The following is a 25864-nucleotide window of genomic DNA, read 5'->3' on the forward strand; positions in this document are numbered from 1 at the left end:
CTTGCGGTCGCGCCTTCAGGCGCCTTGAATTGTGCCGTCAGTGTGCGCTGGGATGAGCGCTGGGTTGCGCATTGAGTCGCGCGATTCGTCGCCTTTCCCTGGTCGCATTTTCGGCCGCTGAGCGACATGCATGTTGGCGTGCATAACGGCATCCGCGTGTACGCGTCGTCATGCTCGCGCCGATGGCTTTCCCGACAAGACCCGTCGGCGCTCGGCCCGCAAGCCCGTCGCCTATCCCTGCAATCCGCTTCATCGAGACCTGTTCATGTCCACGTCCGCCGCATCGCTGCATCCGTTCGTCTACCTCGCTTCGCAAAGTCCCCGTCGCCAGGAGTTGTTGCAACAGCTCGGCGTGCGTTTCGAACTGCTGCTGCCGCGCCCCGATGAAGATGCCGAAGCGCTCGAAGCCGAGTTGCCCGGCGAGCGCGCGCACGACTATGTGCAGCGGGTGTGCGTCGCCAAGGCGCAGGCGGCCCGCGCGCGCCTCGTGGCGGGCGGCCATGAAGCGCGGCCGATTCTGGTTGCGGACACAACCGTCACGATCGACGACGCGATTCTCGGCAAGCCCGTCGACGCCGACGACGCGTTCGCGATGCTCACGCGCCTTGCCGGCCGCGCTCACGAAGTGCTGACGGCCGTGGCCGTGGTCGACGCCGCGGGCACGCTGCTGCCCGCCGCGCTATCCGTGTCGACGGTGCGTTTTGCTGCACTGCACGCAGAGGCGATCCGGCGCTACGCGGCAAGCGGCGAACCGCTCGGCAAGGCGGGTGCATATGGTGTGCAGGGACGCGCCGCGGAGTTTATCGAGCATATCGACGGGTCCTATTCAGGTATCATGGGTTTGCCGCTTTTTGAATCTGCTGCCCTCCTGCGTGCAGCGCGCATCGACTTCTAAAATAACACCATGAATGAAGAAATCCTGATCAATGTCACGCCGCAGGAAACGCGCGTCGCGCTCGTCCAGCAAGGCGCCGTCCAGGAACTTCACGTCGAACGAACGCTGTCGCGCGGCCGCGTCGGCAACGTCTATCTGGGCAAGGTGGTACGCGTGCTGCCGGGCATGCAGTCCGCTTTCATCGACATCGGTCTCGAACGCGCCGCGTTCCTTCACGTGGCCGACATCTGGCATCCGCGCATTGCCGGCGAACCGCAGCATCAGGCGCCGCATCAGCCAATCGAAAAAATCGTCTTCGAAGGCCAGACGCTGATGGTGCAGGTCGTGAAGGATCCGATCGGCACCAAGGGCGCGCGCCTGTCCACCCAGGTGAGCATTGCCGGCCGCACGCTCGTGTATCTGCCGCAGGAACCGCATATCGGCATCTCGCAGAAGATCGAGAGCGAAGCCGAGCGCGAGGCGGTGCGCGCGCGTCTGACCGCCGTGCTGCCCGCCGATGAAAAAGGCGGCTACATTGTGCGCACCATTGCTGAAGACGCGACCAGCGAAGAGCTGGCCGGCGACGTCGCCTATCTGCGCAAGACGTGGGCGACGATTCTGTCGCAAGGACAGCGGATGCCGCCCACGAGCCTGCTGTATCAGGATCTGAATCTTGCGCAACGCGTGCTGCGCGATTTCGTCAACGACGAGACCTCGCGCATTCAGGTCGACTCGCGCGAGACGTATCAAATGCTGGCCGACTTCGCGGCCGAGTTCACGCCGGCGGTGTCGTCGAAACTGCATCACTACACCGGCGAGCGGCCGCTCTTCGATCTGTACAACATCGAGGCGGAAATTCAGCGTGCGTTGTCGCGCCGGGTGGACCTGAAGTCGGGCGGCTACCTCGTGATCGACCAGACCGAAGCGATGACGACCATCGACGTGAACACCGGCGGCTACGTCGGCGCGCGCAACTTCGACGATACGATCTTCAAGACCAACCTCGAAGCCGCGCATACGATTGCGCGGCAATTGCGGCTGCGCAATCTGGGTGGCGTGATCATTATCGATTTCATCGATATGGAAAACGTCGAGCATCGCGATCAGGTGCTGGGCGAATTGAAGAAGGCGTTGTCGCGCGATCGCACGCGCGTGACCGTGAACGGTTTTTCGCAGCTCGGCCTGGTCGAAATGACGCGCAAGCGTACGCGCGAATCGCTCGCGCATGTGTTGTGCGAGCCGTGTCCGGTGTGCCAGGGCAAGGGGCAGGTCAAGACGCCGCGTACCGTGTGTTATGACGTGCTGCGGGAAATTCTGCGCGAGTCGCGGCAGTTCAATCCGCGCGAGTTTCGCGTGGTGGCGTCGCAGCAGGTGATCGATCTGTTTCTCGAGGAAGAGTCGCAGCATCTGGCTATGTTGATCGACTTTATCGGCAAGCCGGTGTCGTTGCAGGTGGAGTCGAACTTGAGTCAGGAGCAGTACGATATAGTTTTGATGTAGGGTTTACCCTATATCAACCCGAATCACGCCATATCGCCAAGAGCCCCGCCCATCAAGGCTTCATCGTTTTCGGTGAATTTTCCCGTATCATCCTGAATCATGCGAGCGCGCTTTCAATTGGTAGCTAGATTGGTAGCTAGAGTCAGGAGTAATGCGGGTGGCAAAACGGCAGACCAACCTTCTTTCAGACGTTGAGCTAAAGCACTTTGTGCGCGCTCGCGTGCCCGTCGCGAAATCCGACGGTGCCGGCTTGACCTTCACACTATCGGCGGCCGGCACCGCCACATGGATTCTCCGGTTCAGTCACGGCGGCCGTCGCCACGAACTGACTCTCGGCGTGTATCCCGATGTGTCACTGACCGCGGCACGCAAACTTGCCGCATCGAAGCGCGTCGCTGTTCAGCAGGGTCTCAACCCAGCCGCGGAAAGACGGAAAGAAAAGGCCCGGAAGGATTGGACGGTGCGGCAACTGATTGCCGACTACGAAGAAAAGGTGATCCCCACCTTGGCAGATAGCACCCAACGGAGCTATGGCCGAAACCTCAAACGAATTGAGAGCGGCATGGGCGCGCTCGCTTTGCGGGACGTATCGTCAGCGGACATCGTCGCGCAGATCGAGCGGGTAAAGGCAGGGTGGGTCGAGCTGTTCACACTTTGGTGCGTCCTGAAGGCGATCTTCAAGCATGCGGCAGGCAAGCGGCTGGTCGACACAACGCCTTGCGCCGGCATCGTGCTGGATTCAATCATCGGCAAACGCCCCGAAGTCAAGAAACGACTGATGCTGACCGATGAGGAAATCGGGACGCTGATGAACGCAAAGATGAACCCCGAGAACCTGCTGTCTGTGCGCGTGCTCCTCGCGACCGGCGTGCGCGCCTCTGAATTGTTTACGGCGCTGCGCGAAAACGTTTATCTCGATGAGGCGCGCTGGCACATTCCAAAGAGTAAGACGGGCCCCGAGATGGACATTCCGTTAGCGCCCGCAGTGGTCGACTGGCTCCGACAACTCGACGTACTAGCGGGCCAATCCAGCTATGTGCTGCCTGCACGGCTGCGCACACGCTTTGAGCGTTTTGACGGTGACGCGCACGTATCTAAAGATGCGATCCGCGAAGCTATTGACTTCTGGATCGACAACCACAAACCCAAGATCCGCCGTTTCACGCCGCACGATTTGCGCAGCACGATGAAAAGCCACATGCGCAAACTCGGCGTTGCGCGTGACATCAGCGAAATGTGTCTGAACCACAAGCTCGCCGGCGTAGAAGGCATCTACGACCAGCACACTTACTACGACGAACGGCGCGCTGCGCTCGAGCTTTGGGCCCGCTTCATCGCAACATGCCAGGCGGGCGAGAAATGGAATGTGACGCCGTTCAAAAAGACGGCATAACGGTTTGCCGCGCCTAGCCCGACGGGGCGAATACCGGATGCCCTATCCGGTCGGCGCGGCTCCCATATAGGGCTTTGCTACAGGGCAAGCAATGGAGAAGATCGAATTCGGAACGTCCGATTTGCCGGATAATTTCAAGCTGAGCCGATACGATACTTGCGCCGGGTGGGGCGCGTCAGAATGGTGGCAGGCACTTGCCCATCGGCGCCCGATTCACGATTGGTCTTACCTGACCCCGGAAGAGATGGCTGAGGACGAGGATAACCCCGACTTGCTCGACATTCTGCAAGGGAACGCCCTCGCTTTCCTTGAGAATCCGCAACCCATTGTTGAGGGTGAGAAGCGCCCGTTTCCGGCCTACGGCATGGATTGTCCAATTAGGGATCTTACTGGCGCAGACTATTACGACGGGTTATTCAAAATGAATAGCATGTGGTATGAGACTCACGCCGCTCTTGCGCGCCGCGCGTGTCACCGTGCCGACGTCATGCCGTTCGAGGAAATCGATGATGGGGCGGACGGCCACAAAGCATTTTGGCAGCTTGAAAAGATTCCCGCGTGGGCACTACATCGCGAGGCGAGCGAGCCTGCAGACCGTTTTTGCATTCAGGTTCAACTCGGCGCGTCCGATGATGACCTGGTGAGCGAATTCAAGGCATGGCTCAAGCGCATCCGTAAAGAGGCGGAAATCCCACAGATACCTAAAGCGTTCGACGCCTCGCATTTCTCTGATTGGCATGAAAGGCGCCTACTGCCCTATCTGGATTTGACACTGTGGGCACGGTTGCATGGCGGTTCTTTCAATCTCACTGCGCTCGGATATGCGTTATTTCCCGACGAAGCGCTGCGCGGCTCGAAGATGCGAGACGTAGAGCCAATGGTCCGGCGAACGATTGGACCCCGCGCTCGCTCTCTTATCAGCATAGAGGTTATCGCGACACTCAATCGCCAAGTATGGTCTTCGGCATAAAAACCATGTGTTTTCTTTGCCGTCACAAAAATCCCCTCTATTCATGACGGCATGAAAACGGGGTTGCTCGTGCGACGGCACAAAATAACAGCCGTTATCGTGGCTCGCACCAACGACTTTTGATCTATTTAATCCGTGTTGCCCGCTCATTTTGAATCAGCGCGGCGCAACACTAGACGGGCAGTGTCGCGCCGCGCTCCACGGAGTGACACATGTCTGCCATCCTTACCAAGGCACTCGCTAACTGGGGCGTTCTGCCCAACGACGCGCACATCGACGTGCGCACCGTCGCCGTTCTCTTTGGCTGTTCCGTTCCCACCGTCTACCGCCGCGTGCGCGCCAAGCAGATCCCGGCACCGCGCAAGTTCGGCTCTAGCACCCGCTGGAACGTCGGCGAGATCCGCGACGCTTTGACGCCGGAGGCCGTATAAATGACGGCCAAAAAAATAGCCCACCAAGGCAAAGCCCAGGCAGGCCGGAACGACACCGCCAATTCTAGCAGCGACACCGAATATCTGGTGCGCTTTCTGGACGCTGTGAAAAATGCGAGCGAACGCCTGCGCGTCGACCTCAAGACCTACCGCGGCAATACGTACATCGACATCCGGGTGTGGTATGTGGATGCCGCCGGCCAGTATCACCCGTCGAGCAAGGGCGTCATGCTCAAGCCGACGCTGGCGCCTGAACTGCTGCGCGGCATCGCCTTGGCGGCTCAATCCTTCGATCCGAAGGGGGCAGCGTAATGCACCGCGCATCCATCCACCGATCGCCAGCTCTCAGTGGGCCAGCGCACATTCCGCGTTACGCACGGATTGACGCACGTGGTCACTTGACCGAAGGTACCCAAAGGGCCTACTATGAGTGTATGGGCTACGCGTTGTGCGCGGCCCGATTCTCCGAAAGGAAGCCCTTCATGAAGACCCTTCTTCGTGCGCTCAATTGCGCCTCAAAAAAACATGATCAATTACACTCCGCCGACTCCGGAGGAACTTCTCAAACTGAAGTCGGAGCTCGGCAAGAGCAGCACCGAAATGGCGGAGTTGTTTGGCGTCTCGACGGGACGCCAGTGGCGCAAGTACACATCATCGACCGAGCAGCGCGACATGGGGATGCATATGCTCTTCTTCGCGGTGGCTCAATTAGAACTCGATCCAGAAGCAATGGAGCGAGTTTTTGCAAGGATGCGTGCAATCGGCGCGACCGTCGAGATCGACAAGCCGTAATCGATGCGGGCCACGCGCCCGCAACTCTCCCGCAAAACCTCACCTCATTCGTTAATCGCGCGTTGCACGACGCTTCGCTCGCATCGACGCCCAACGCTGCGATTGATCTGTTGGCCGACGCCTTGCTGGCACTGGCCGTCCTGGTGCACCCGGTAGAGGTGCCCCATGGTTGATCGCAAAGACCTTGCCATCCGCGCGGCGAACCAGCTTTCCGAGAGCGCCCGCGGCCTGCGCTTCGCAAACGCACTTTTTCATACCATCCACTACGCAGTCGCTATGGGCCGTCCCGGCGCAATCGACGTCTCGTCACTGATGGAACTCGGCTGCGAAGTCACCGGCAACTATGGCGAACTCGCCGGCGAGGAAGCGGACTTCTTCTCGGGAGCGGCGGAATGACTGACTCTATCTTGAGTACGAAAGCATTGCACCGCCTGATAGACAGTGCGGCCGGCGAATTTGCGGTTGCTGAAGAAACGCTCGTTGACCTCGGCGCCCTTTTCGAGGCAATTGTCGCCGCAACCAAGGGCCACGAGCTGGCTCATCGGTTGGCGGCGCTCGGCGCCCGGACTGCTGAAGAGTATCGCGACTCTTTCGAGGGAATGAAGGAGGGATACAACGAGCACTCCCGCAACATTGTGGAGGCGATGAAAGCGCACCGCAGTAAATGTCCGTACGTCTGCAGCGCTGAGTACTCCTCACAGGAATTCACAGCATGAGCGCATATGTTGAAGAGGACCGCATCCGCGCTGCGCTGAGCCACGTTCCGGCCGATAGCCGGGACACCTGGGTGCAGATGGGCATGGCGGTCAAAGCCGAACTCGGCGACGCGGGTTTCGATCTGTGGGATGACTGGTCGAAAATGAGCAAGGCCTACAGCGAGAGCGACGCGCGCGCGGTATGGCGTTCGTTCAAGGCGGGCGGCATCACGATTGCCACCCTGTTCAAGGAAGCGATCGCCCACGGCTACGCCGAAAGCGAGCCGCTCAAGCCGCTCGACCCTGCCGAGGGCGCCCGCCGGCGGGCCGCGCGTGAGCAGCAAGCGAAAGAAGCCGCGGCGCAGCATGAGCGCACCCAGGCCGAAGCCGCCGCTACGGCGCACAAGCTATGGGAGGAAAGCGGCAAGGTTCGCCCCGACCACGCATATGTCTGCGCGAAGAAGATCAAACCGTACGGCGCGAAACAGTTGCGCCAGCAGCTCGTGATCAAGATCCAGGATGTCGACGGCGTGCACCATTCCGGCCAGTACATCCAGCCAGACGGCGCCAAGATATTCCAGACTGGCGGCCGTATCAGCGGATGCTTTGCGGCAGTGACAGCCGGCGCCAAGCCGAACGCCAGTACGCCCCTGCTGATCGCCGAGGGATTCGCGACCGCCTGTTCGCTGCACGAGGCGACCGGCTACCCAGTAGCCGCGGCGATGAACGCCGGCAACCTGTTGAATGTGGCGAAGGCGTGGCGGGCCAAGTATCCGCGCATGCGCATCGTGATCTGCGCCGACGACGACACCGAGACAGCGGGAAATCCGGGCATGACGAAGGCCACGGAGGCGGCGCGCGCGGTAGGCGCATTACTCGCCGTGCCCGACTTCGGCCCGGATCGCCCCGAGCGCTCCAGCGACTTCAACGACCTGCACGCCCTCGACGGTCTCGACGCTCTGCGTCGCTGCATCGAAGCCGCGACTGCGCCCGGCGGCGTTGCCAAGCCCGCGGCGACTCGCCCGACCGCCCTGCTCACGCGCGCGAGCGACATCGTTCCGGAGGCAATCCGCTGGCTGTGGCCGGACTGGCTACCCGAAGGCAAGTTGACGCTGCTGGCGGGCTCACCTGGTACCGGCAAGACCACGCTGGCACTCGCCTTGTCTGCAACCGTATCGAGCGGCGGCAAGTGGCCTGACGGGACTGCGTGCGCGCGCACCGGTGACGTGCTTATCTGGAGCGGCGAAGACAACCCCGCGGACACGATCGTCCCCCGGTTGATGGCGGCCGGCGCCGACATGGATCGGATCCACATCGTCACCGGTAGCACTGACGCAAACGGCGAGATTCAGGCTTTCGACCCATCCAACGATATTCCCCTGCTGGCAGAGCGTCTCTCGGAAATGGGCGGCGCTGCAATGTTGATTGTCGATCCGATCGTATCGGCGGTATCCGGCGACGCTCACCGGGTCAACGACGTGCGCCGCAACCTGCAAGCCCTGGTCGACATGGCGGCGGGCCACCGGTGCGCCGTGCTGGGTATCAGCCACTTTGCGAAGGGCACTAAGGGTAGCTCGCCGGCCGAGCGGGTTATCGGCTCTCAGGCGTTCGTGGCGCTCGCCCGCATGGTGCTGGTGGCAGGCAAAGACGAGGCTGCCGAGCGGCGCATCCTCGCGCGAGCCAAGTCCAACATTGCACCAGACGACGGCGGCGTGAGCTATACGCTCGAAATGGCAGATGCGGGCGGCATTCAGGCAAGCCGGGTTGTGTGGGGCGACATGATCGAAGGTACGGCTCGCGACATTCTCGGCGACGTCGAGCAGCTGGACGACGAAGAGCGAACCGGCCAGGACGAGGCTCGCGAGTTTCTCGCAAGCATTCTTTCGGACGGTCCGAAGCGCACACGCGAACTAAAAGCCGACGCAGACGGCGCTGGTTACAACTGGAAAATGATGCAGCGCGCGGCGTCGAAACTCGGCGTCGAGAAACGAAAAATCGGAATGAAAGAAGGATGGGAGTGGGCACTCCCGAAGGGGACAAGCTACGAAGAAGACACGAAGGGGACCGCTCTCTATACCGTGTCCCCTTCGGTAATCCATGTCCCCTTCGGCTCTGGCAAGGGTTTGCGGGCGGTCGAATTTCCGGCTTCTGCCGAAGGGGACATCGGAGAGAGAGTGACTCCTTCGGAGAATTTTCCTCAATCCGAGGCCGGCGAGCCGGAGGGCGACCTGTGAACATGTCCACTCTGATTGAGGAAGCCAAGGCCGCTGGCGTGCGCGTTTATCTGCGTGACGGGAAGGTGAAGCTGCGCGGATCGGATGAAGCGATGGAGGCAATTCGCGCGAAGCTCGCCCCGCACAAGGAGGAAATTCTCGCCTACCTGCAAAGCGCCGAGCAGCATGCAGCTGAATTTTGGCCGTGGGCGCCGTATCTGACCGTCTCGGATGTCGAGCGATTCCGCACCGAGCTCGTGGCGATGATCGAGAAGCTGGCCGAAATGGAACAGTGGCCCGACGAACACCGCGACGACGTGCTGGCGCGGGCGATCCGCGGCCCGCTCGCCGACTTACTACCGAATCTGCACCATTTCAACCAACGATTGACGGAAGCGACCGCCGAGGCGGCGGCGCGCGAAGCCGTCGATAAACGCACCTGGAGGTTTGACCGATGAACATCGAGCAGGAATTGAAGCTGTTGGACAACGTGGCGGACCGGTTTCGCCGGTATCGCGTACCGAACAATGATGCAGTGCTGGCCCAGGCGCTGATTGACGAGCTGCAGGACGGCGCGAACGGACTGACCGAGGGCGGCCGCGTGACGCTGATTTACGTGGCTGCATCCCTGCTGGCGCGCATCGACGCCACCTAAACACGCAGTAGAACTGGCGGTGTACCGCCAGGTGTAGCCCGTCCGGCGCAGCGAGTGAAACCAATGCACCGGATACAGCCCTAAGTAGTACTAATCGCAACGTGGCATTGCCACATAGGAGATTCACTTGAACACAGCAGATACACGCCAGGCCATTCACGAAACCCTTGAGCGGATTCGGACGGTTCCCGACGCCTTGATGCGCGCTCGCGATCACGGCGACAAGGCCCAATCTCAGGACCATGTGATCAAGCAGCTTATCGCCGACATGAACGCCCGCATTGACGCAGTGCAAGCGGCCCTCTTGACCATGGTCGTTCCGGATACGCCTCCGGCGGCGGGGCAATGACGATGAAGGACGACGCAACCAAGGCCGGGATCATCGGCCGACCGATGGGAATGCCGCGCAAGGCGCTGGAGAAAATTGGAAAGACCAGCCCGGCGGCGAAGGCAGTAAGCGCGCTGGTGAACGGCGGCACGACTCTCGAAGAGAAGCGCCGCATCGTCCGCCGGATGCAGATGGACCAACTGAACAACCGAAAGTGAGGAAGTAAACATGCAGACCATTTATGAACTCTCGCCCGAGTACAAGGCAGCGTTCGACACTGTCAACAAAATGCGTGCTCGCATCGACGAGCTGAATCAGCTGGAGGGCGTCCAGCGGATCGCCCTCGCCGAGGGTCCCGCCATAGTTCAGCATGCAGCGACGCCGCGCGATTTGGCGTTGAAAGTCCTGAACGGCGAGGCCGCCGACAATTCGCAGCGCGACGAATTCGAAAAGATGCGCGCGGACAACGCCAAGACAAAGGCCGACCTTGAAATCCTTCAGCGCGGGGTGATGCCCAACCACGAAGCAATGTCGATCTTGCGCCAACGCGTGACCGCAGGGCGGATGAAACAGGATGACGTGCGCCGCGCGACAGAGAAGGTCGCCAAGGCGGCCCTTCAGATGGCGGCGGCTCAGAAGGAAATCGCCAACCTGTGCCTCGATCTGACGTCCGCCGGCTTCGAGGATTTCAGCGAATCCATGCTGTTCAGCATCGAGCCGAATGTGACCGTACCGGACGCGCTGGAGGTGTACGCAAAGCGCATCCGGGGCGTCGCAGGTATCGCCGAGTAACCCAACCTATCACCCGACAGGAGCATCAATATGGCAGCAACAACACCGATCACCTGGAATGAGCCGACTACCGCCAAGGCGGCGCTCGCCGGCGTACTCGACGAGGCAGGCGGCATTACCGTTCTCGTTCGCATCGACATACACAATCCGCACGCGAAGAACACATGGGCGCCGTACCGAACGGCCCGCTTTGCCCCCGGCGCGGACGGCGGTCCGGACTACTGGTACGACTCGACGTTTGGCATCCAACTGCATAACGCCGTTACCGGCTGGGCGTTGCCGGAATAAACGCCCAGTCCAACTTTTTGAGAGATACGAAATGATGAAATTCTTCAATCGAGCCGACCTGAACAAGGACGACGAAAAGCGGATCCGCGAGATCCTTAAAAGCCCGGAGATCGAGTCAATCCTTGACCGTGCCGAACAGGCGGCGGTCGCGCATCGCGCCGAGCTTCGAAGGAAGCTTGACACGGTCGCAGAACGCCACGAAGCAGCAATTGCGGAGGCAGGCAAGGCGCACGCCGCAGCAATCCGGCACCGCGAAGAATCGGAGGAACAGCAGCGGCGCGCTTGGGAGCTTCAAATGCAGGCTGGCGGCGCCGAATATGCAGCGACCCATATCCGCGATGCCGAGAAAAATAAATTGCTTGCGGAACTCATGGGGACGGCCGATGCGCGGCTCCGCGACTTCGGGGATCTGCTCGGCAACCAGTGGCAGGCGCTTCGCCACTTGGGTTCGATTACTGAGTACAAGCACAAGTCGTGGACCGGCCAAACCACGGTCGAATACTCGACCAATACGGCGGAGGTGAATGCGCTTATGGCTCAGATCGAGGCAGCACAGGCAGCCATCAAAGAAATGGCGCTGCTGCCGTTGACTTCGGCAGAGGTGGCAGAGCGCCTGACCGCATTGACTCACGAGTTTCAGCCGAAGCTGGAGGCGTTCGCGCTCCCCTGCCCGCGGCTTAATGAGAAAGGCGAGGTCGAGCTGAGCAAGGAGCGAGTGGGTCTCGATGACACGCTGCGCGCGAACGGTTTGCCGACAGATGCCGCGCCCAAGGCAGGGCCGGCGCCGCGTGTTGTGCGGGAGCCTGCGCGCCAGCACAAAGCGCCCACGCCTGCCCGCGCGGTGACTTCGGCCACCGGGAAGGCAGCCGCAGCAGTGACAACGGCGAAGCGCGTGTTCAAGGGACTGCGCGTCTGATCTGACGATGCGGAATCCGTGCCGTCGAACTCACGACGGCACGGCTCAACATAACTGACAGGGTTTCATGAAATGCTGACCAAAGAGCAAATTCTTGCGGCGCGGAACCGCAAGACCGAATACGTCGCAATCACCGGCCTAGGAGACATGCTTGGCTTGCGCTCAATGTCCGGTGCGGAGCGCGACAGCTATCTCGATCTGGTGCGCGGCGCGCCGGCGGGTGATAGCTATGCTGACGCGGCTCTCATCGCCCGCACGGCGGTCGACCTTTCCGGAAGCCTCATTTTTTCGGACACGGACATCGCGCCGCTGCTCGAGCTCGACGCAACCTTGCTGGCCGATCTCGCCGACGAAGCCGCGCGGGTCAACCGAATTGACAGGGATTCGAGCAGCAACGGCACACTCACACGGAACGGCGCCGCAACTCTCGTCCACGACAACAACGGAACGCTCCGCACGCGTTCGGGGGTATGGAAATGCCAGTAGGACTTCAGGCGTGGGACGAGAACGGCAATCTCATCTTCGATGGGACATACCGGGTGATGCGAATCGTCAACTCGGTGTATCTGGACGGGTCAGTTCCTAATGGGAGCCTGCCGCCCAATGACATCCTGAAGCAAGGCGGCTGGGTGTCTTTTCAGCCGGATAACACTTGCGGAGACGGCTATCTATCCGGGGGCGTCATTACCCCGCGATTCTCGATTGACCAGAACACCGGCATCCTAAGTTGGTCGTATGCCGCAAAAAACAGCGCGCAATACGACATCTATCAGAAAGGCACGCTCTTTTACGGAGCCAGCTAAAGCCGCGTAAACTTTGCCTGGCAACCAGATCAAACAACAAATGGGGAATCAAATGAAAAAGATGGTGGTGGCAATGCTCACTGCGGCTGTGTCGTTGACGGCCTGCGGGGGTGGCGGGGACGGAGGCGGCTCTCAACCTGCAGCAAAGGCGCTGACGATCTCGATGTACGGCAAGCCGCTTGTGTCGGCCTCGTCCGGCGCGGCGGCCCATGCGCAATTGGTCGCAGTGGCGCGCGCTGCATCCACGCCGGCCGCCGGCGCATCGGATGCGCAAGCTACGGTGCAAACGCTTCAGGATGCGCTCGCGGCGCGCGGCGTGACAGCCAACGTCACCGCGCAGGTGATGGACGGTACGACGCTGCATCAGATTGTCATGGGAGTGGATAACGGATTGCCGCCGACGCCTGACCAATTCAAGACTGATCCAAGCGAATGGATGGTCGTCAATTTTCAGCTTGACGACATGGTGACACCGGCCACGGACCCCGCTCAGCGGTTGGCAATTCAGCAGTTCGTCCAAGACCTGACAGTGTTCGCACAGCGCGCGGCGGTTTCTGGCAAGGCGGTATTCGCCGTAAATCCTATTCCCACTTGCGACACGGAATTTTCGGCAGCCAGAGGGCTAAGTAGCGCAATGACCGAAGCATCAACCAACGGCGCGCCGCTGCGCTTCATCGGTGAATATGGCGTCGCCTTTCTGTTCGGCGGCCCCAAAGTGGTGGCCATAGCCAGCTCACCGGGCATTGAGCATTTCGGATCCGACTGTCGCACCCCCGACGCGTATATCCAGAACATACAGATCCAGTCGATTGCCGACACCATCGCCGAGGGTTACAAGGAGGCGGCGGCAACTCCCAGTGCTGCAAGCGGCGCATCGGTGAGCGGAATGTAGGACCAGAAAGCGTATCAACAAGAGCCCGCACGGTTCACGTCGCGCGGGCTCTTTCGTTGCGGTTACCCGAAAAAGGTGGATTTCGGTTCAAGTGCGTCGTGTCCATCCCAAGTCAAACGAACCTTGCCGTGGTCGAATACCTCCACCAAGCCTCTGTCATCAAGGATGCGGACGTGGTGTGTAATGGCGTCGTGCTTGGTTTCATCGCCACCCGATAGCGTGTCGCGAAGCTTGTTGGCTGTCAGATATTCTCGATCGCTATCTTCAAGAGCTTTCAGTATCGCTTTTGCAAGCGTGTCGTCACGTTTCATTTTTCCCTCTAGCTTTTTGGACCGGCCCTTCCGGCGCATCGATTCTACAGCGGGCCATACCGGCTGAGCGTTTGGTTGGAGCGCAGAGTGAACCGCAAGCTATCGACGCTCAAGCGCGCATTCAGGCGGCGAACATCAACCGCGTTGCAACACTTAAAGCCAAGGCAGGCACGACGCCGCGGGTGTGTGGCGATGGTCATAAAATTGAATCGCAAGCTTGTCGACAACGAAGAGCAAAAACGGGCGCGCGTTTACCGCATCGGACCGAGTTCGGCCGATTCTGTTGAAAAAGTCGTGTTTTGGTTTGGGTCCCGGGCTTCGGCAGTAAGTTTCGAGTTGGGGAGTTCAGCGAGGCGGCGGTCTTGCAACGTGCGACGCCCCCCGTTTCTCGTCATGTAGCTGCCTGGTTTGCCTGCTTACCTTCAGGCGTGAGCCACTTGGCCATTCTTCGCAGATTTTGCGCAGTTGCTGCCATCAGAAACTCATCATGGGCACCGCTTGGACCACGCAGTCGCAAGCGATCAAGTTTGAGAATGCGCTTGAGGTGAGCGAAGAGCATTTCCACCTTCTTTCGCTGCCGGCGCGACTGTTTGTATTCGGGGGTTGCCGCGATGCGTCGAGCCTCATCGCGGGCGGCTTCATGGATGCTGCGCGTGATTTTGCGAAACGACATATTCGGGCAGCATTGATTCTTAATCGAACATCGGTTGCAGTTCTTTTCGCTCGATCGATACACGATAGTGTCGGCTTTCGTGATGTGCGTGCGTGGATTCTTCAGTGGACGCCAGTCGCAGCGCAGCGCGTTCCCTGCAGGACATCGATACTCGTTGGCCTCTTCATCCCAGATGAATTCGCTACGAGAGAATGTATTGTCCTTGCGCTCTGTTTTATCCCAGACTGAAACGTGCGGCTCAATTTGTTTCTCTTCAACCATCCAGCCAAGCAGTGCTGCTGTGCCGTATGCGGTGTCACCTACCAGTCGGCGAGGCTTCAGGTCCCGTTGGTGTTGAACACGATCGATCATTGTCCTGGTTGATTCGACCTCTTGTGACCGGTTCGCCGGCGTCGCTTCAACATCCACAATGATCCCTGCCTGCAGATCGATCAGGTAATTCGTCGAGTAGGCAAAGAACGCAGGACCGCCCGGAGCGGCCGTCCATCGTGCAGCAGGATCAGTCAGGGATATCTTCTTTGGAGGTGCCGAAGACGATGCTGGCTCGGACGTATCTGCGGCCACCGGATTGGCTTGCTCCAGTGCCTCAAGATATTCCCGCACAGCGCGGCTCTGGCCGTCGGCACGTCCCCAGTCGATAGGCTCGGTTCCCGGCACTCCGCGAGCAGGACTCGCGTCCGCCTTGATGATGCTTGCGTCAATGGCGAATCCCTCGCCCTTGACGAGGCCCTCGGCCATGCAACGACTCAGCACAGATTCGAATACGTGGCGCAACAGGTCGCTATCGCGAAAGCGACCGTGACGGTTCTTTGAGAACGTCGAGTGTTCCGGTACGGCGTCTTCCAGACCCAGGCGGCAGAACCACCGGTATGCGAGGTTCAGATGCACCTCTTCGCATAGACGTCGCTCGGACCGGATGCCAAAGCAGTAACCCACGATCAACATGCGAATCATGAGCTCCGGGTCAATCGATGGCCGACCCATCGGGCTGTAGAACGGCGCGAGGTGTCGGCGCAGATCTCGCAGATCAAGGAAGCGATCGATGCCTCTCAACAGGTGCGATTGCGGGACGTGGTTATCGAGGTTGAACGAGTAGAAGAGCTTGTCCTGTCCGCTATCCAGTCGACCCATCATGACGATTCGCTCCCGTCGTTTGATGTCTTCCAGGATACCCAACATTCCGCATCGCCGCCGACTTTTTCAACAGAATCGGCCATGTTCCGTCGTTCGGATCCAAAGGGCGAATGTCCGCTAGAGAATGACGAGCGGACCCGCGGACCCGCGAAACCGCAATCGCGATGAATAATCGATGGTTTTTGTGCCAGAGTCGTGCGAAATTACGCGCCGCATCAACACATGGTGCAGCTGGTGGCATAACGCGGGCTGTCGCTTGGAGGGAAAGGCCAGTCCAGGTGACGGATCTTTTGCTTTTCTTTTAGAGACTGCTATGGCTGCGGTGCGCTCCCACTGTACCAAGCGAGTATTAGAGCGGGGTCGATTCCATTGAAACTGTATGGAGTCATGTGAATCTGCCCATCTCTGACTAGATGCGCCATCGGGTACTTTACGTCTCGCGGATAGTTTGGTCCTCGATTCACCGAGATGAGAAGCCTAAGGATGGGCCATAACATGCATGCGTAACTGATTGGGTCTTCATCTTCGTCACCAGGAAAGAGCGTGCCGGAAATAATCCCGCACAAGGCGCCGTTTTCGTCGAACACGGGACCGCCGCTCATTCCGCCGTCGAAGCGGGCCGCAATGCGGTAGCAGGGGAAAGTGAAGTTTCCAGCGGGCTGCCCGCTCGGCAAGATTTCTTCAACCACTCCAGTTGACGCCGTCGGCTTATCGTTCAACTCCATATGGTAGTTCCCGTCGTCGGCTGGTCGTGTGCTGACCTCCGAACTGTGATACCCAAAGGCTGCAAGCGGAGTACCAACAGGTGGAGGACCGAACACAAGCGGGGGGCTTCGCCAATTCAACATAGTGCCTGGGCTGCTTCGGAATAAGGCGAGATGCAGGACAGAGATGTCAGTATCCGGGCTGTTCCATGCGGCTACGACTTGATATACGACGTACTTTGGACCGGGAAGTATCTGATCTCGAGAGTGCCGACTTCTCGCTTGTTTTTTCTCGGACTCGCTCCGGCCTCGGCGCTTTTCATCTGAACACCGATCCATTTCCTGGTGATGTGATCCGGCGTGGCCGGTTGCCTTCGTGCACCAGATTCATCGTCAGGCGGCAGTGATCAAACTCACGTTGCTCTATTCCTCAATCAATGCCTTGTTGATGCTCTCGTAGTTGACTTGCAGGGGCTCACATCGCTCAGCGCATCGCCCACGAAGGACTCAGTGCGGATCTTCCTGTCCCGCGTATCGCTCGTCTGTCAGTATGCCCCGAACTGGTTCGGGAGGGCCTTGCAATGGGGGGGGGGTGAGTGACCCCGCGCGTCTTTCATCTATCGCGGCGAGCATCGCCTTGATCGTCTCAATGAGTCTTTCGATTTGAAGGAGCCGTTTGTGCTGCCTATATTGCATATTCTATGCGATACTTCGTAGTGCAAAATAATGTAGAGAACAACAATGAAACTCTGGACGGCTTGGTGGGACGCGATCTGGCTGCTACGCCCAGCGTTTTCTCGCCTGCGCAGCTTCATGTGGTTCGCAACTGTCGTCGCTGGCTTGACTGTGCGCACCGAGTTGCTGGGCGTGACCAGCATCGTGCGGGCTCTCAAACTGCGGCCAGCCCTGTACAACAAGCTGCGTGACAGCCTGCATAGCGACGCCGTGCAGCTCGATCAGCTTTCAGCGCTGTGGACCCAGACGGTGCTGCGCCTGTTCCCTGACCCGCTACGCGTCAATGGCCGACTGGTTTTGGTCGGCGATGGCATCAAGGTGGCCAAGAGCGGCAGGAAGATGCCCGGCGTCAAGCTGCTGCATCAACAGTCCGACTCCAACACCAAGCCCGAATACATCATGGGGCACTCGATGCAGGCGGTCAGTATGCTTGTGCGGGCCGCCCAGAGCGTCTTCGCCGTACCGCTGGCCGTGCGTATTCACGAAGGTCTGGTGTGGTCCAACCGCGATCGGCGTACCTTGCTCGACAAGATGATCTCGCTGCTTGGCATCGTCTCGGTGCAGCAGCCGTTCTACTTCGTGGCCGATGCCTACTACGCTGCTGGCAAGATCGTCAAAGGCCTGCGCGATCGGGACAACCACCTGGTCACACGCGTGAAGTCCAATGCAGTCGCCTGTGCCCCGTACGTGCAGCAGGGACCGCGCAAACGGGGGCGTCCCAGGCGCTACGGTGAGAAGATCAAACTCAAATCGCTACTGGCTGATCCCCAGGCCTTGCAATCCGCCCCCAGTCCGGTCTATGGCGAGCACAATGTCACCATTCACTATCGGGTCTGCGATCTGCTGTGGCCGGCGTACGGTCAGCTGGTTCGCTTCGTGGCAGTGACTCACCCAAGCAGGGGTTCGTGTCTGCTGATGTGCACCGACCTCAGTCTGGATGCCGTCGAGATCATCCGCCTGTATGGATTGCGCTTCAAGATCGAGTACAGCTTCAAACAGGCGGTGCATCGGATCGGCACATTCGCGTACCACTTCTGGATGCAGGACATGAAGCCGCTCGCCCGCCGAAACGGCGATCAATACCTTCATCGCGAGTCACTCGAGTACCGCAACGCCGTCAAGCGCAAGATCCACGCGTACCACGTCTTTATGCACGCTGGCATCGTCTGTCAGGGACTGCTTCACTATCTGGCAGCGGTGTTCCCTTCACAGGTCTGGAGTTCCTTTGGATCCTGGCTGCGCACTATCCGCCCCGGCATCCCTCCATCGGAGTTGGTCGTCGCCAACGCACTACGTCAATGCCTGCCCGAATTTCTCGTGAATAGCGCCAAAACCCATTTCTTCGCAAAATTCATCGCAGAAAGGCAGGACCCCGACACATTCGAGATGTTCCGCCTGGGCACATAGCCGAAAAACCACGCCTGAATTCGGCACTCTCGAGATCTGATATAGGCGCACGGAATATTTCGTGATTTCTTTTGCGCCGTCCTCTGCGTCTTCGACGCCGAATTTGGTCGTAATTTCGTCGAGTACGTGTTTTGCGGTCAACGCGACGAATGATCCGATAACCGTGGCGGTCCCAATGACATAGGAGTCGCCACCTTCGAATTCAACTAGGACCCGTAGAGCGATTTCAGACGCTGGCGTGTCTGAAGGTTGTGCCACGAAAGTAGATTTCTTGTGGATCGGCATAGTGGTACGGAGGCGGCGTCGTTAGCTAAGGTTCGCTGCTTGCGTCCGTTTTGGTATCGGCTAACCGGTACGGGAGCGTGTCTATCAGCGCGGCGAAATGGAATCAACCTATTCTATCGCTTGACGTTCGCAAGAATTTGCATCGCGCCCAAATCAACCGACTTTAGCTTTTCGGGCACCACTACAAGATTTCGGCGCTGATCCTCCCGTGCCGGCCTTTGAGCGGACATTGGTGCGTCGAATCTGAACGACTTCTGTGGGTCGATGGCTGCCCGACGAACGCCATCGGACGCCAGCCGTCGGCATTGACCGCAGCGTATATCCGTAGTGCCCGACGCGCCGGCACTGACTCACGTTTCGTATCCATTCGACTGCCACAGGCACTCTGAGCCGATGGCGTCCACTGGTTCAGGGTCGCTGTGGCGAAGAAGTGGCGAACGACACCTCGCAAGGCCATGCCAGCGCTGACGATGCGCATTCCTGTGAGTCATCTGTTCGGCGGCGCCGACGCGAGCGCGGTCTCATCGACGAGCAGACGCTCGTTGGTACGATCTAGCATCGGTTGCTGGCAACTGCCGTCGACGCCCCGGAGATACAATCCGAGATGCGGTAGCCATCAAATGCGCGGGGTTTTAGGAGTTATCAGCCATGGAATGGACCGACACGCGACCCGGAGCGCCAGGATACTACTGGGTGCGATTTACGGACGACCGGACGCCGAAGCTAACCGTCGGAGAAGTCGCCGACGTGCCCGGCAACGGTTCGCGGCAGTTAGTCGTAATCCTTCTGGGTGACGATGAGATATTGGAGCTGGATGATTCGTTCTTCGACCACGCACTGTTTGCTGGACCGATGCAACCACCGCCGATGGAATAACTACACCGTTCTTCCATGACAGCCAACACCAGCGGCATTGCAACGCTCGAAGCTGAGGGGAGACGACGCCACACATACGCGATGACAAGTGGATGAAGACGCGGCAGCGCATCGCTGTCGAGCAGCATATCAAGTGCAAGCGCTGCGGCTGCGTGTGGTTGCCTTGGCGCGATCAGGTCGACCACGACGTGCCGCTCGAGCAGGGCGGCAGCAACGATGATGAAAACCTCAACCTTGTGGGCGTTGAGTGCCACAACACGAAGACAGCACAGGAGGCAGCGGCACGCGCGCGAGGCTGAACGCGGCCGTCCTGCGGCCTGCTGATGGCCTCTGCGACGACGTTGGGGGTGGGGGTATCGAATCTCTGGCGTTTCGCATGCCGGGAAACCGACCGTTCCCTCACGCAGAGAAAAAATCGTCCGTGGAGCTTTTTGTTAAAGCCTTTAACAACCGCGAATCGCCGCCAAAGCCTTTCCAGTCAAGCCAATAGGTCATATTGGCGGCGCGGACGGTCTGTTAAAGATGTTAATGTTCTGGAAACGACCGGGAGGTACGCAACTATGCGCAATACGATTAAGACGCGGTCGGGCCGCGTGCTCGAATTGCCGACGCCCGAGGAAAACGAGGCAATCAATCGCGGCATTGCCGCCGACCCAGATACGCACGAAGCGTCGGATGAGGACTTCAGAAAGATGAGGCGCCGCAGCGCCGCCCCGACTCAATGCTTACCAAGAAGCGCAGGCAGGTTTGAGAATAAGCGCAACTGATAGATTTTCCATCTCGCGCAGATAGTCGCCCACCGGCTTGGTCTATGCGCCGCGAATTGAGGGCTTCGCCCCCGGTGCGGCACGAAATCACGCGGTATGGCTTCGATGCCGTCAAACATCGATGGCTGGCACTCTGCCACGATCTCCGCTCGACGTAATCGCGAATCAAGCATTCCGACCGTGATTGCCAAATGGGTTGCGAGCGTATCGCGATCGCCGTCAAAGTGATCCAGCGAGCGAAAATATGCGACTGCTTCGGCGAACCTGCCCGCCAAGTAACTCTCGCGCGCTCCCCACTCTTGCACAAGCTCCATCGCTTGTTCTGGTTCATAGGCGTCCGGCGCGGTCAGCCGGGCCGCTATGGAATTTGGAATAAAGTCGCCGTCCTCGTGCGTTTGTTCGTGATCGAGTTGGACCGCGAACCGCATTTCCCGATTCGCAAACTTGCCGAACGCTTTGCGAAGCTTCGACAGGATTGCCTGCTGGAAGATCTCGTCCTCGGGTTCATACTCGACACCGTGCTCTTCGCGAATATCTTGAGCCGCCAACCACGCTTCAGTCTTCAGGTCATCGACGGACTGTTCTCCGCGGGTTCCATACGCGATGCGCTGGATCTGTCCGAGCAGTGGCGAAATGAGCCGCGCAAAGAAGGAATTGTCTCGGTTGGGTGGCATGCCGGAATACTAGCGGCAAACATCTGGTACGACCAGGTCTGCACGTCTTGTCGGCATGGCGACGCGAAAAATCGAGGCGGCCGCAGTGCTGATGCCCTACCACCATGAGCGGCTCGCCGACGACGAGGATGAGGACGAAGACGAGAACGACTGACCCAGTTCTAATCTGGAGCAGTTATCGAGGCCCGCCGGAGAGATCCGTGCGGGTTTTTTTGTACCCGGGTCGCAATTGGTAGCTAGATTGGTAGCTAGAGGCTTTTTTCCCCTTCTTAATATCCGTAAAACAACCGACGGATAAGGTTTTTCATGGATTTAGTCGAGCAATACGATATAGTTTTGATGTAACCCCCCGACTCCGCCGTTTCGTTGTCCTCCCACTAAAATCCGCGTTGCGCTGCCGGTGCGATTTCCAGCACATCGACAGCGCGCGGTGCGCGCCGCTCCGATATGCGCGCCTTCGGGAACGCCGAGCTTCCGCAAGTATCGCCGGAAGACGGCCCCAAAAAACACCCCCTCCTGCAGTACCCCGGAGCGGCGCGCACGCGCCGCGCACCGTAGCCCCGCCTCATCGCCCGACCGAACCCCCTTTTTTCCCCCTTGCCCTGCTTCGGCAAATAGGCGTATAACCATCCCACTGGATGTTAACTGGATGGCATACAGATGCCTCCCGGAGTGCAAATGCCCAAACTCAGCCTCATCGACACCTCCCGCCCCAAAGGCGGCGAGACCGAAAAAATCACCATCAACCTCGGTCCGATCGACCTCGGCAAGATCGACCTGCTGGTCGAAGAAGGTTTTTACTCGAACCGCACCGACCTGATCCGCACGGCGATCCGCAACCAGCTCGCCGAGCATGCGCAGGTCGTCTCGGAAACGGTGACGCGGCGTGCCCTGGTGCTCGGGCTGCAACATTTCACCCGCCAGGATCTCGAAGCGGCGCAGGCCGCGCACGAACAACTCGACATTCATGTGCTCGGCCTCGCCAGCATCGCAGCCGATGTGCCGCCCGAACTCGCGGCGGCCACGATTGCATCGGTGGTGGTGCTCGGCGCCTTTCACGCATCGCCCGCGGTCAAGGCGGCGCTTGCCGGCCGCATCAGCTAGGCACGACACTCAACTCATTACCGTGACTGAAGCAGTGACCCATCGGTCGACTTGCTCATCCACGCCCCACACAGGCCAACGCACACCATCATGAAGATGAACGAAGATTTCCTGAAATCGATGAAAGACGCCTTCGAGCTCTTGCGCACGAAGGGCCCGCAGGAAGCCACGACGGCGGTTCAGCGCGCGCTCTCGGGCGCCAACCAGGCTCACGCGAACCACGCACAACCTGCGTACACGCCGTCCAACGCCAACGAATGGACGCAAGCGTGGACGCTGATGCAAACGCAGATGCAAACGCAAGCGAGCCCCGCTCCGCACGCCCCCGCCGCGCCGGTCTTCGACGCCGACACGCCGGGCACCTTCAGCACGCATACGTTCAGCAACGCGGCCGGACAACGTCAATACAAGCTCTACGTGCCGGCTGTCTACACCGGCGAGCCGTTGCCGCTGATCGTGATGCTGCACGGCTGCACCCAGAACGCGGACGACTTCGCCGCCGGCACGCGCATGAACGAAATGGCCGAGCGTCACGGTTTCATGGTCGTGTATCCGAATCAGGCGCAAGCGGCCAATCATTCGAAATGCTGGAACTGGTTCAAGCCCACCGATCAGCTGCGCGACCAGGGCGAGCCGTCGTTGATCGCCGGCATCACGCGCGAGGTGATGGGACGCTATCGCGTGGACCCGGCGCGTGTGTATGTGGCTGGCCTGTCGGCGGGCGGCGCGATGGCGGACATCATGCTGAAGACTTCGCCCGATCTCTACGCGGCGGCGGGCGTGCATTCGGGCCTCGCCCACGGCAGCGCGAAAGACTTGCCCTCGGCGCTCGGCGCGATGAAAGGCGCCAAGATGCAACGCAATCGCGCGCGTGAGACGCCGCAACGTCCACTCATCGTGTTTCATGGCGATGCGGACGCGACGGTCCATCCGTCGAACGCCGCCGACATCGTCGCGCCGTTCGACGCCGACACCACCACCGTCAGCGCGCAATCCGGCGCGGCGAGCGGCCAACGCGCCTATACGCAGCACCGGCACGTCGCGGCGAACGGCGTGGAAGCGGAATACTGGTCGATTCACGGCGCGGGTCACGCGTGGGCCGGCGGCAGTCAGCGCGGTTCTTACACGGATCCGTCCGGCCCCGATGCCGCCGCGGAAATGGTGAAATTTTTCCTCGCCCATCCGCGCCGCGACTAAGCCGGCACATCGGCAGCGACCCACGAACGCAGGCGTGCTATGCGAAAATGCGACGTACCGTTCGTGGAGCACGCATGGCAGACCTTACCTCTTCCACGTCTTCGACAGTCGAAGCCGACTGCGCGAGAGAACCCATCCACATTCCGGGCGGCATCCAGCCGCACGGCTTCCTGTTCAGCATCGCCGCCGACGGCACGCTGCTGCAAGTCAGCGCCAACATCGCAACGTTGACGGGTGCGCCCGCCGAGCAGGCGCCGGGCCAGCCGATCGCGCGCATCGTCGGTGACGAATGGGCCGCGCGCATTGTCGAGGCGCTGGCCGCGCATCAGGAAGACGGCATCCCGCTCTATGTCGGCTCGATGGGCGACCCGCGCGCGCCGGCCGCCGGCGCGCGCGCCACGCCGTTCGCGATGATCGCGCATCGTCATCAGGGCATCGCGATCGTCGAGCTCGAACCCGCGCGCGGCACGCTCGACGTGTTCTCGTCGATGTACCCGCTGGTGCGCACGTTCATCAACCGTCTGCAGGAAGTGCAAACCGTCGAGGGCCTCGCGCAGCTCGCGGCCGACGAAGTGCAGCGCATCACCGGGTACGGCCGCACGCTGGTCTACAACTTCGACAGCACGGGCAGCGGCCACGTGATCGCCGAGCACGTCGAGCCGGGTTACGCCTCTTACGCGGACCAGCACTTTCCCGGCTCGGACATTCCCGCGCAAGCGCGCGCGCTCTATGTGCGCAACCGCATCCGCCTGATCGCCGACGCCGACTATCGGCCCGCGCCGCTGGTCCCGCCGCTGCACCCGTCGACAGGCCGGCCGACCGACCTCACCTATGCGTCGCTGCGCAGCGTCTCGCCGGTGCACGTGCAATACATGAGGAACATGGGCACGCTGTCGTCCATGTCGATGTCGATCGTGGTGCGCGGCAAACTGTGGGGCCTGATTTCCTGCCATCACGACACCGCGCGAGTCCCGCCTTTCGAAGTGCGCACCGCGTGCGAGCACATCGCGCAGGTTCTGTCGCTGCAGATCGAAGCCAAAGAGGAACACGCGCAAGCGGAGTACCGGCTGGAACTGCGCCGCACGCTCGCGCGCCTGCTCGCCGCGATGGCCAACACGGAGAGCTTCACGGACGCGCTCGCCAACGACCCGAAGGATCTGCTCGGGCTGACCGCATCCGACGGCGCGGCGATCGTCTTCGATGGGCGTGTGCTGCTGGTCGGCACCACGCCTTCCGAGCCGGAAGTCGCGAAGCTCGTCGAGTGGCTCGACACACGGGTGGACGACACCTTCGACACCGACGCGCTGGCCACCGCCTGCCCGGTCTTGCCGGCCAATCCGGACTACGCGGGCCTGCTCGCCGTGTCGATATCGAAGCTGTTTCGCAACTACGTGCTGTGGTTTCGCGAGGAAGTCGTTCAGACAATCAAGTGGGCGGGCGATCCGCGCGCGAAGCTGGCGGGTTTGTCCGCCTCGCTCTCGCCGCGCGAGAGCTTCGCGGTCTGGACCGACACCGTGCGCGGACGCTCACTCGCGTGGCGTCCCGCCGAACTCGAAATCGCCGTGGAATTCCGGACCGCATTGCTTGGCATCGTGCTGCGCCGCGCGGAAGAACTCGCGCAACTGGCGCTCGAACTCGGGCGCGCCAACAAGGAACTCGAAGGCTTCTCGTACACGGTGTCGCACGACTTGCGCGCGCCGTTGCGGCACATCGTGGGTTTTGCCGATCTGCTGCGCGAAATGGAAAGCGAGCGCCTGTCTGAACGCGGCAGTCATTTCGTGGAGCGAATCATTTCGTCGGCGCGCTTCGGCGGCAAACTGGTCGACGATCTTCTTGCCTTTTCGCAGATGGGACGCGCGGCGCTGCGTCCGCAATCGGTCGATCTGCAAGCCATGACCGATGCGCTGATCGACGACGAAACGAAAGAGACGCCCTCGCGCAATATTGCATGGCGTGTCGGCAAACTGGGTCACGTCACCGCGGACGCCGTGCTGATGCACGTGGTGCTGCGGAATCTGATCGAGAACGCGGTAAAATTCACGGCAACCCGCGAGCAGGCGGAAATCGAAATCGGCCGCTATGCGGGTGAAGGCGAACTGGCAGGCCAGGACGTTTTTTTCGTCAAGGACAACGGTGTCGGTTTCGACATGCGCTACGTCGATAAACTTTTCGGCGTGTTCCAGCGTCTGCATCGTATTGAAGAATTCGGCGGCACGGGCATCGGGCTTGCTGGCGTCAAACGCATTGTCGAGCGGCATGGTGGCAAAGCCTGGGCGGCCGGCGAGATCGACAAGGGCGCGGCCGTGTATTTCTCGCTGCCTCATGTATTCATTGCCGACGCGAGCCAGGGCGAAGAGTCCGCCGCGGCGGCAGTCGCGCGGCTGACCGCATTGTCGCCGGGCAAGCGCTTCCGCCCCGTGCCGAAGGAGTCGAAAGATGAACCGAAATGAAGGAC

General features: G+C 60.4%; 30 protein-coding genes. 26 read left to right on the top strand and 4 right to left on the bottom strand.

The genetic code is table 11. The annotated features are described in order from the left end of the window. Positions 1 to 265 precede the first annotated feature (265 nt). The 20 genes from CJU94_RS18790 (at position 266) to CJU94_RS18885 (ending at position 13542) form a co-directional block, all read left to right on the top strand. On the top strand, positions 266 to 895 hold the full coding sequence (locus CJU94_RS18790) for a Maf family protein (RefSeq protein ID WP_095419975.1): 630 nt from the start codon (positions 266 to 268) through the stop codon (positions 893 to 895). Positions 896 to 904: 9 nt separating this feature from the next. Next, positions 905 to 2374 (top strand): ribonuclease G, encoded by a 1470-nt coding sequence (gene rng, locus CJU94_RS18795; RefSeq protein WP_011487448.1) that lies wholly within the window; start codon positions 905 to 907, stop codon positions 2372 to 2374. Positions 2375 to 2525: 151 nt separating this feature from the next. Next, positions 2526 to 3767, top strand: coding sequence for a tyrosine-type recombinase/integrase (locus CJU94_RS18800; protein ID WP_095419976.1), 1242 nt, complete (start codon positions 2526 to 2528; stop codon positions 3765 to 3767). Between the two features lie 91 nt (positions 3768 to 3858). Then, positions 3859 to 4737: a DUF6387 family protein gene (locus CJU94_RS18805; RefSeq protein WP_095419977.1), complete on the top strand. Its 879-nt coding sequence runs from the start codon at positions 3859 to 3861 to the stop codon at positions 4735 to 4737. Between the two features lie 212 nt (positions 4738 to 4949). Continuing rightward, entirely contained in the window at positions 4950 to 5168 is a 219-nt protein-coding gene (locus CJU94_RS18810) for a helix-turn-helix transcriptional regulator (protein ID WP_095419978.1), read from the top strand. Then, positions 5169 to 5480 carry a transcriptional coactivator p15/PC4 family protein gene (locus CJU94_RS18815; RefSeq protein WP_095419979.1) on the top strand — a complete coding sequence of 104 codons (312 nt, stop codon included), beginning with the start codon at positions 5169 to 5171 and terminating at the stop codon, positions 5478 to 5480. It abuts the gene before it with no gap. A gap of 213 nt (positions 5481 to 5693) precedes the next feature. Then, on the top strand, positions 5694 to 5960 hold the full coding sequence (locus CJU94_RS18820) for an XRE family transcriptional regulator (RefSeq protein WP_341868352.1): 267 nt from the start codon (positions 5694 to 5696) through the stop codon (positions 5958 to 5960). Between the two features lie 165 nt (positions 5961 to 6125). After that, entirely contained in the window at positions 6126 to 6356 is a 231-nt protein-coding gene (locus CJU94_RS18825) for a hypothetical protein (RefSeq protein WP_095419980.1), read from the top strand. Then, positions 6353 to 6676 (top strand): hypothetical protein, encoded by a 324-nt coding sequence (locus tag CJU94_RS18830; RefSeq protein ID WP_095419981.1) that lies wholly within the window; start codon positions 6353 to 6355, stop codon positions 6674 to 6676. The genes CJU94_RS18825 and CJU94_RS18830 overlap by 4 nt, the downstream gene beginning before the upstream one ends. A gap of 83 nt (positions 6677 to 6759) precedes the next feature. Then, positions 6760 to 8889: an AAA family ATPase gene (locus tag CJU94_RS18835; RefSeq protein ID WP_244220878.1), complete on the top strand. Its 2130-nt coding sequence runs from the start codon at positions 6760 to 6762 to the stop codon at positions 8887 to 8889. A 2-nt stretch (positions 8890 to 8891) separates the two neighbouring features. Next, entirely contained in the window at positions 8892 to 9326 is a 435-nt protein-coding gene (locus CJU94_RS18840; RefSeq protein ID WP_095419983.1) for a TubC N-terminal docking domain-related protein, read from the top strand. Beyond that, on the top strand, positions 9323 to 9523 hold the full coding sequence (locus tag CJU94_RS18845) for a hypothetical protein (RefSeq protein WP_095419984.1): 201 nt from the start codon (positions 9323 to 9325) through the stop codon (positions 9521 to 9523). Before CJU94_RS18840 ends, CJU94_RS18845 begins: the two co-directional genes overlap by 4 nt. A 127-nt stretch (positions 9524 to 9650) precedes the next feature. Next, complete coding sequence (locus CJU94_RS18850) at positions 9651 to 9872, top strand: hypothetical protein (RefSeq protein WP_095419985.1); 222 nt, start codon at positions 9651 to 9653, stop codon at positions 9870 to 9872. Further along, complete coding sequence (locus tag CJU94_RS18855; protein WP_095419986.1) at positions 9869 to 10069, top strand: hypothetical protein; 201 nt, start codon at positions 9869 to 9871, stop codon at positions 10067 to 10069. The genes CJU94_RS18850 and CJU94_RS18855 overlap by 4 nt, the downstream gene beginning before the upstream one ends. A gap of 10 nt (positions 10070 to 10079) precedes the next feature. Beyond that, positions 10080 to 10643: a hypothetical protein gene (locus CJU94_RS18860; protein WP_095419987.1), complete on the top strand. Its 564-nt coding sequence runs from the start codon at positions 10080 to 10082 to the stop codon at positions 10641 to 10643. A 30-nt stretch (positions 10644 to 10673) separates the two neighbouring features. Then, positions 10674 to 10931 carry a hypothetical protein gene (locus CJU94_RS18865; RefSeq protein WP_095419988.1) on the top strand — a complete coding sequence of 86 codons (258 nt, stop codon included), beginning with the start codon at positions 10674 to 10676 and terminating at the stop codon, positions 10929 to 10931. A 31-nt stretch (positions 10932 to 10962) separates the two neighbouring features. After that, complete coding sequence (locus CJU94_RS18870; protein ID WP_095419989.1) at positions 10963 to 11847, top strand: hypothetical protein; 885 nt, start codon at positions 10963 to 10965, stop codon at positions 11845 to 11847. 72 nt (positions 11848 to 11919) lie between these two features. After that, entirely contained in the window at positions 11920 to 12333 is a 414-nt protein-coding gene (locus CJU94_RS18875) for a hypothetical protein (protein WP_095419990.1), read from the top strand. After that, on the top strand, positions 12318 to 12650 hold the full coding sequence (locus CJU94_RS18880) for a hypothetical protein (RefSeq protein WP_157763767.1): 333 nt from the start codon (positions 12318 to 12320) through the stop codon (positions 12648 to 12650). The genes CJU94_RS18875 and CJU94_RS18880 overlap by 16 nt, the downstream gene beginning before the upstream one ends. A gap of 52 nt (positions 12651 to 12702) precedes the next feature. Next, positions 12703 to 13542, top strand: a complete 840-nt coding sequence (locus tag CJU94_RS18885; RefSeq protein ID WP_157763768.1) for a hypothetical protein — start codon at positions 12703 to 12705, stop codon at positions 13540 to 13542. A 62-nt stretch (positions 13543 to 13604) separates the two neighbouring features. On the opposite strand, the gene CJU94_RS18890 is transcribed toward CJU94_RS18885, so the two are convergent. The 3 genes from CJU94_RS18890 to CJU94_RS42510 all read right to left on the bottom strand — a co-directional run bounded on the left by CJU94_RS18890 (position 13605) and on the right by CJU94_RS42510 (position 16703). Then, positions 13605 to 13853, bottom strand: a complete 249-nt coding sequence (locus CJU94_RS18890) for a hypothetical protein (protein ID WP_157763769.1) — start codon at positions 13851 to 13853, stop codon at positions 13605 to 13607. Positions 13854 to 14244: 391 nt separating this feature from the next. Continuing rightward, positions 14245 to 15660 carry a transposase gene (locus CJU94_RS18895; RefSeq protein ID WP_095418279.1) on the bottom strand — a complete coding sequence of 472 codons (1416 nt, stop codon included), beginning with the start codon at positions 15658 to 15660 and terminating at the stop codon, positions 14245 to 14247. A gap of 311 nt (positions 15661 to 15971) precedes the next feature. Next, positions 15972 to 16703 (bottom strand): S1 family peptidase, encoded by a 732-nt coding sequence (locus tag CJU94_RS42510; RefSeq protein ID WP_095419994.1) that lies wholly within the window; start codon positions 16701 to 16703, stop codon positions 15972 to 15974. Between the two features lie 402 nt (positions 16704 to 17105). Between CJU94_RS42510 and CJU94_RS18905 the strand changes: the two genes are divergently transcribed. From CJU94_RS18905 to CJU94_RS18915, 3 genes are all read left to right on the top strand, one after another. After that, complete coding sequence (locus CJU94_RS18905; RefSeq protein WP_095417514.1) at positions 17106 to 18506, top strand: transposase; 1401 nt, start codon at positions 17106 to 17108, stop codon at positions 18504 to 18506. Positions 18507 to 19439: 933 nt separating this feature from the next. Next, positions 19440 to 19667, top strand: a complete 228-nt coding sequence (locus CJU94_RS18910) for a hypothetical protein (protein WP_095419995.1) — start codon at positions 19440 to 19442, stop codon at positions 19665 to 19667. 92 nt (positions 19668 to 19759) lie between these two features. Further along, positions 19760 to 19966, top strand: coding sequence for an HNH endonuclease signature motif containing protein (locus CJU94_RS18915; protein WP_095419996.1), 207 nt, complete (start codon positions 19760 to 19762; stop codon positions 19964 to 19966). Between the two features lie 419 nt (positions 19967 to 20385). Here the strand turns inward: CJU94_RS18915 and CJU94_RS40930 are convergent, their stop codons facing one another. Continuing rightward, positions 20386 to 21108 carry a hypothetical protein gene (locus CJU94_RS40930; protein WP_157763770.1) on the bottom strand — a complete coding sequence of 241 codons (723 nt, stop codon included), beginning with the start codon at positions 21106 to 21108 and terminating at the stop codon, positions 20386 to 20388. Between the two features lie 678 nt (positions 21109 to 21786). Here CJU94_RS40930 and CJU94_RS18930 point away from each other — a divergent pair. From CJU94_RS18930 to CJU94_RS18940, 3 genes are all read left to right on the top strand, one after another. Further along, on the top strand, positions 21787 to 22212 hold the full coding sequence (locus tag CJU94_RS18930) for a CopG family transcriptional regulator (protein ID WP_095419998.1): 426 nt from the start codon (positions 21787 to 21789) through the stop codon (positions 22210 to 22212). 90 nt (positions 22213 to 22302) lie between these two features. After that, a complete protein-coding gene (locus CJU94_RS18935) occupies positions 22303 to 23409 on the top strand; it encodes an extracellular catalytic domain type 1 short-chain-length polyhydroxyalkanoate depolymerase (protein WP_095419999.1) in 1107 nt (368 codons plus the stop codon). A 74-nt stretch (positions 23410 to 23483) separates the two neighbouring features. Beyond that, entirely contained in the window at positions 23484 to 25859 is a 2376-nt protein-coding gene (locus CJU94_RS18940) for an ATP-binding protein (RefSeq protein ID WP_095420000.1), read from the top strand. Positions 25860 to 25864: the final 5 nt, after the last annotated feature.

The sequence above is a fragment of the Paraburkholderia aromaticivorans genome, from assembly GCF_002278075.1.
GTDB classification, from domain to species: Bacteria; Pseudomonadota; Gammaproteobacteria; order Burkholderiales; family Burkholderiaceae; genus Paraburkholderia; species Paraburkholderia aromaticivorans.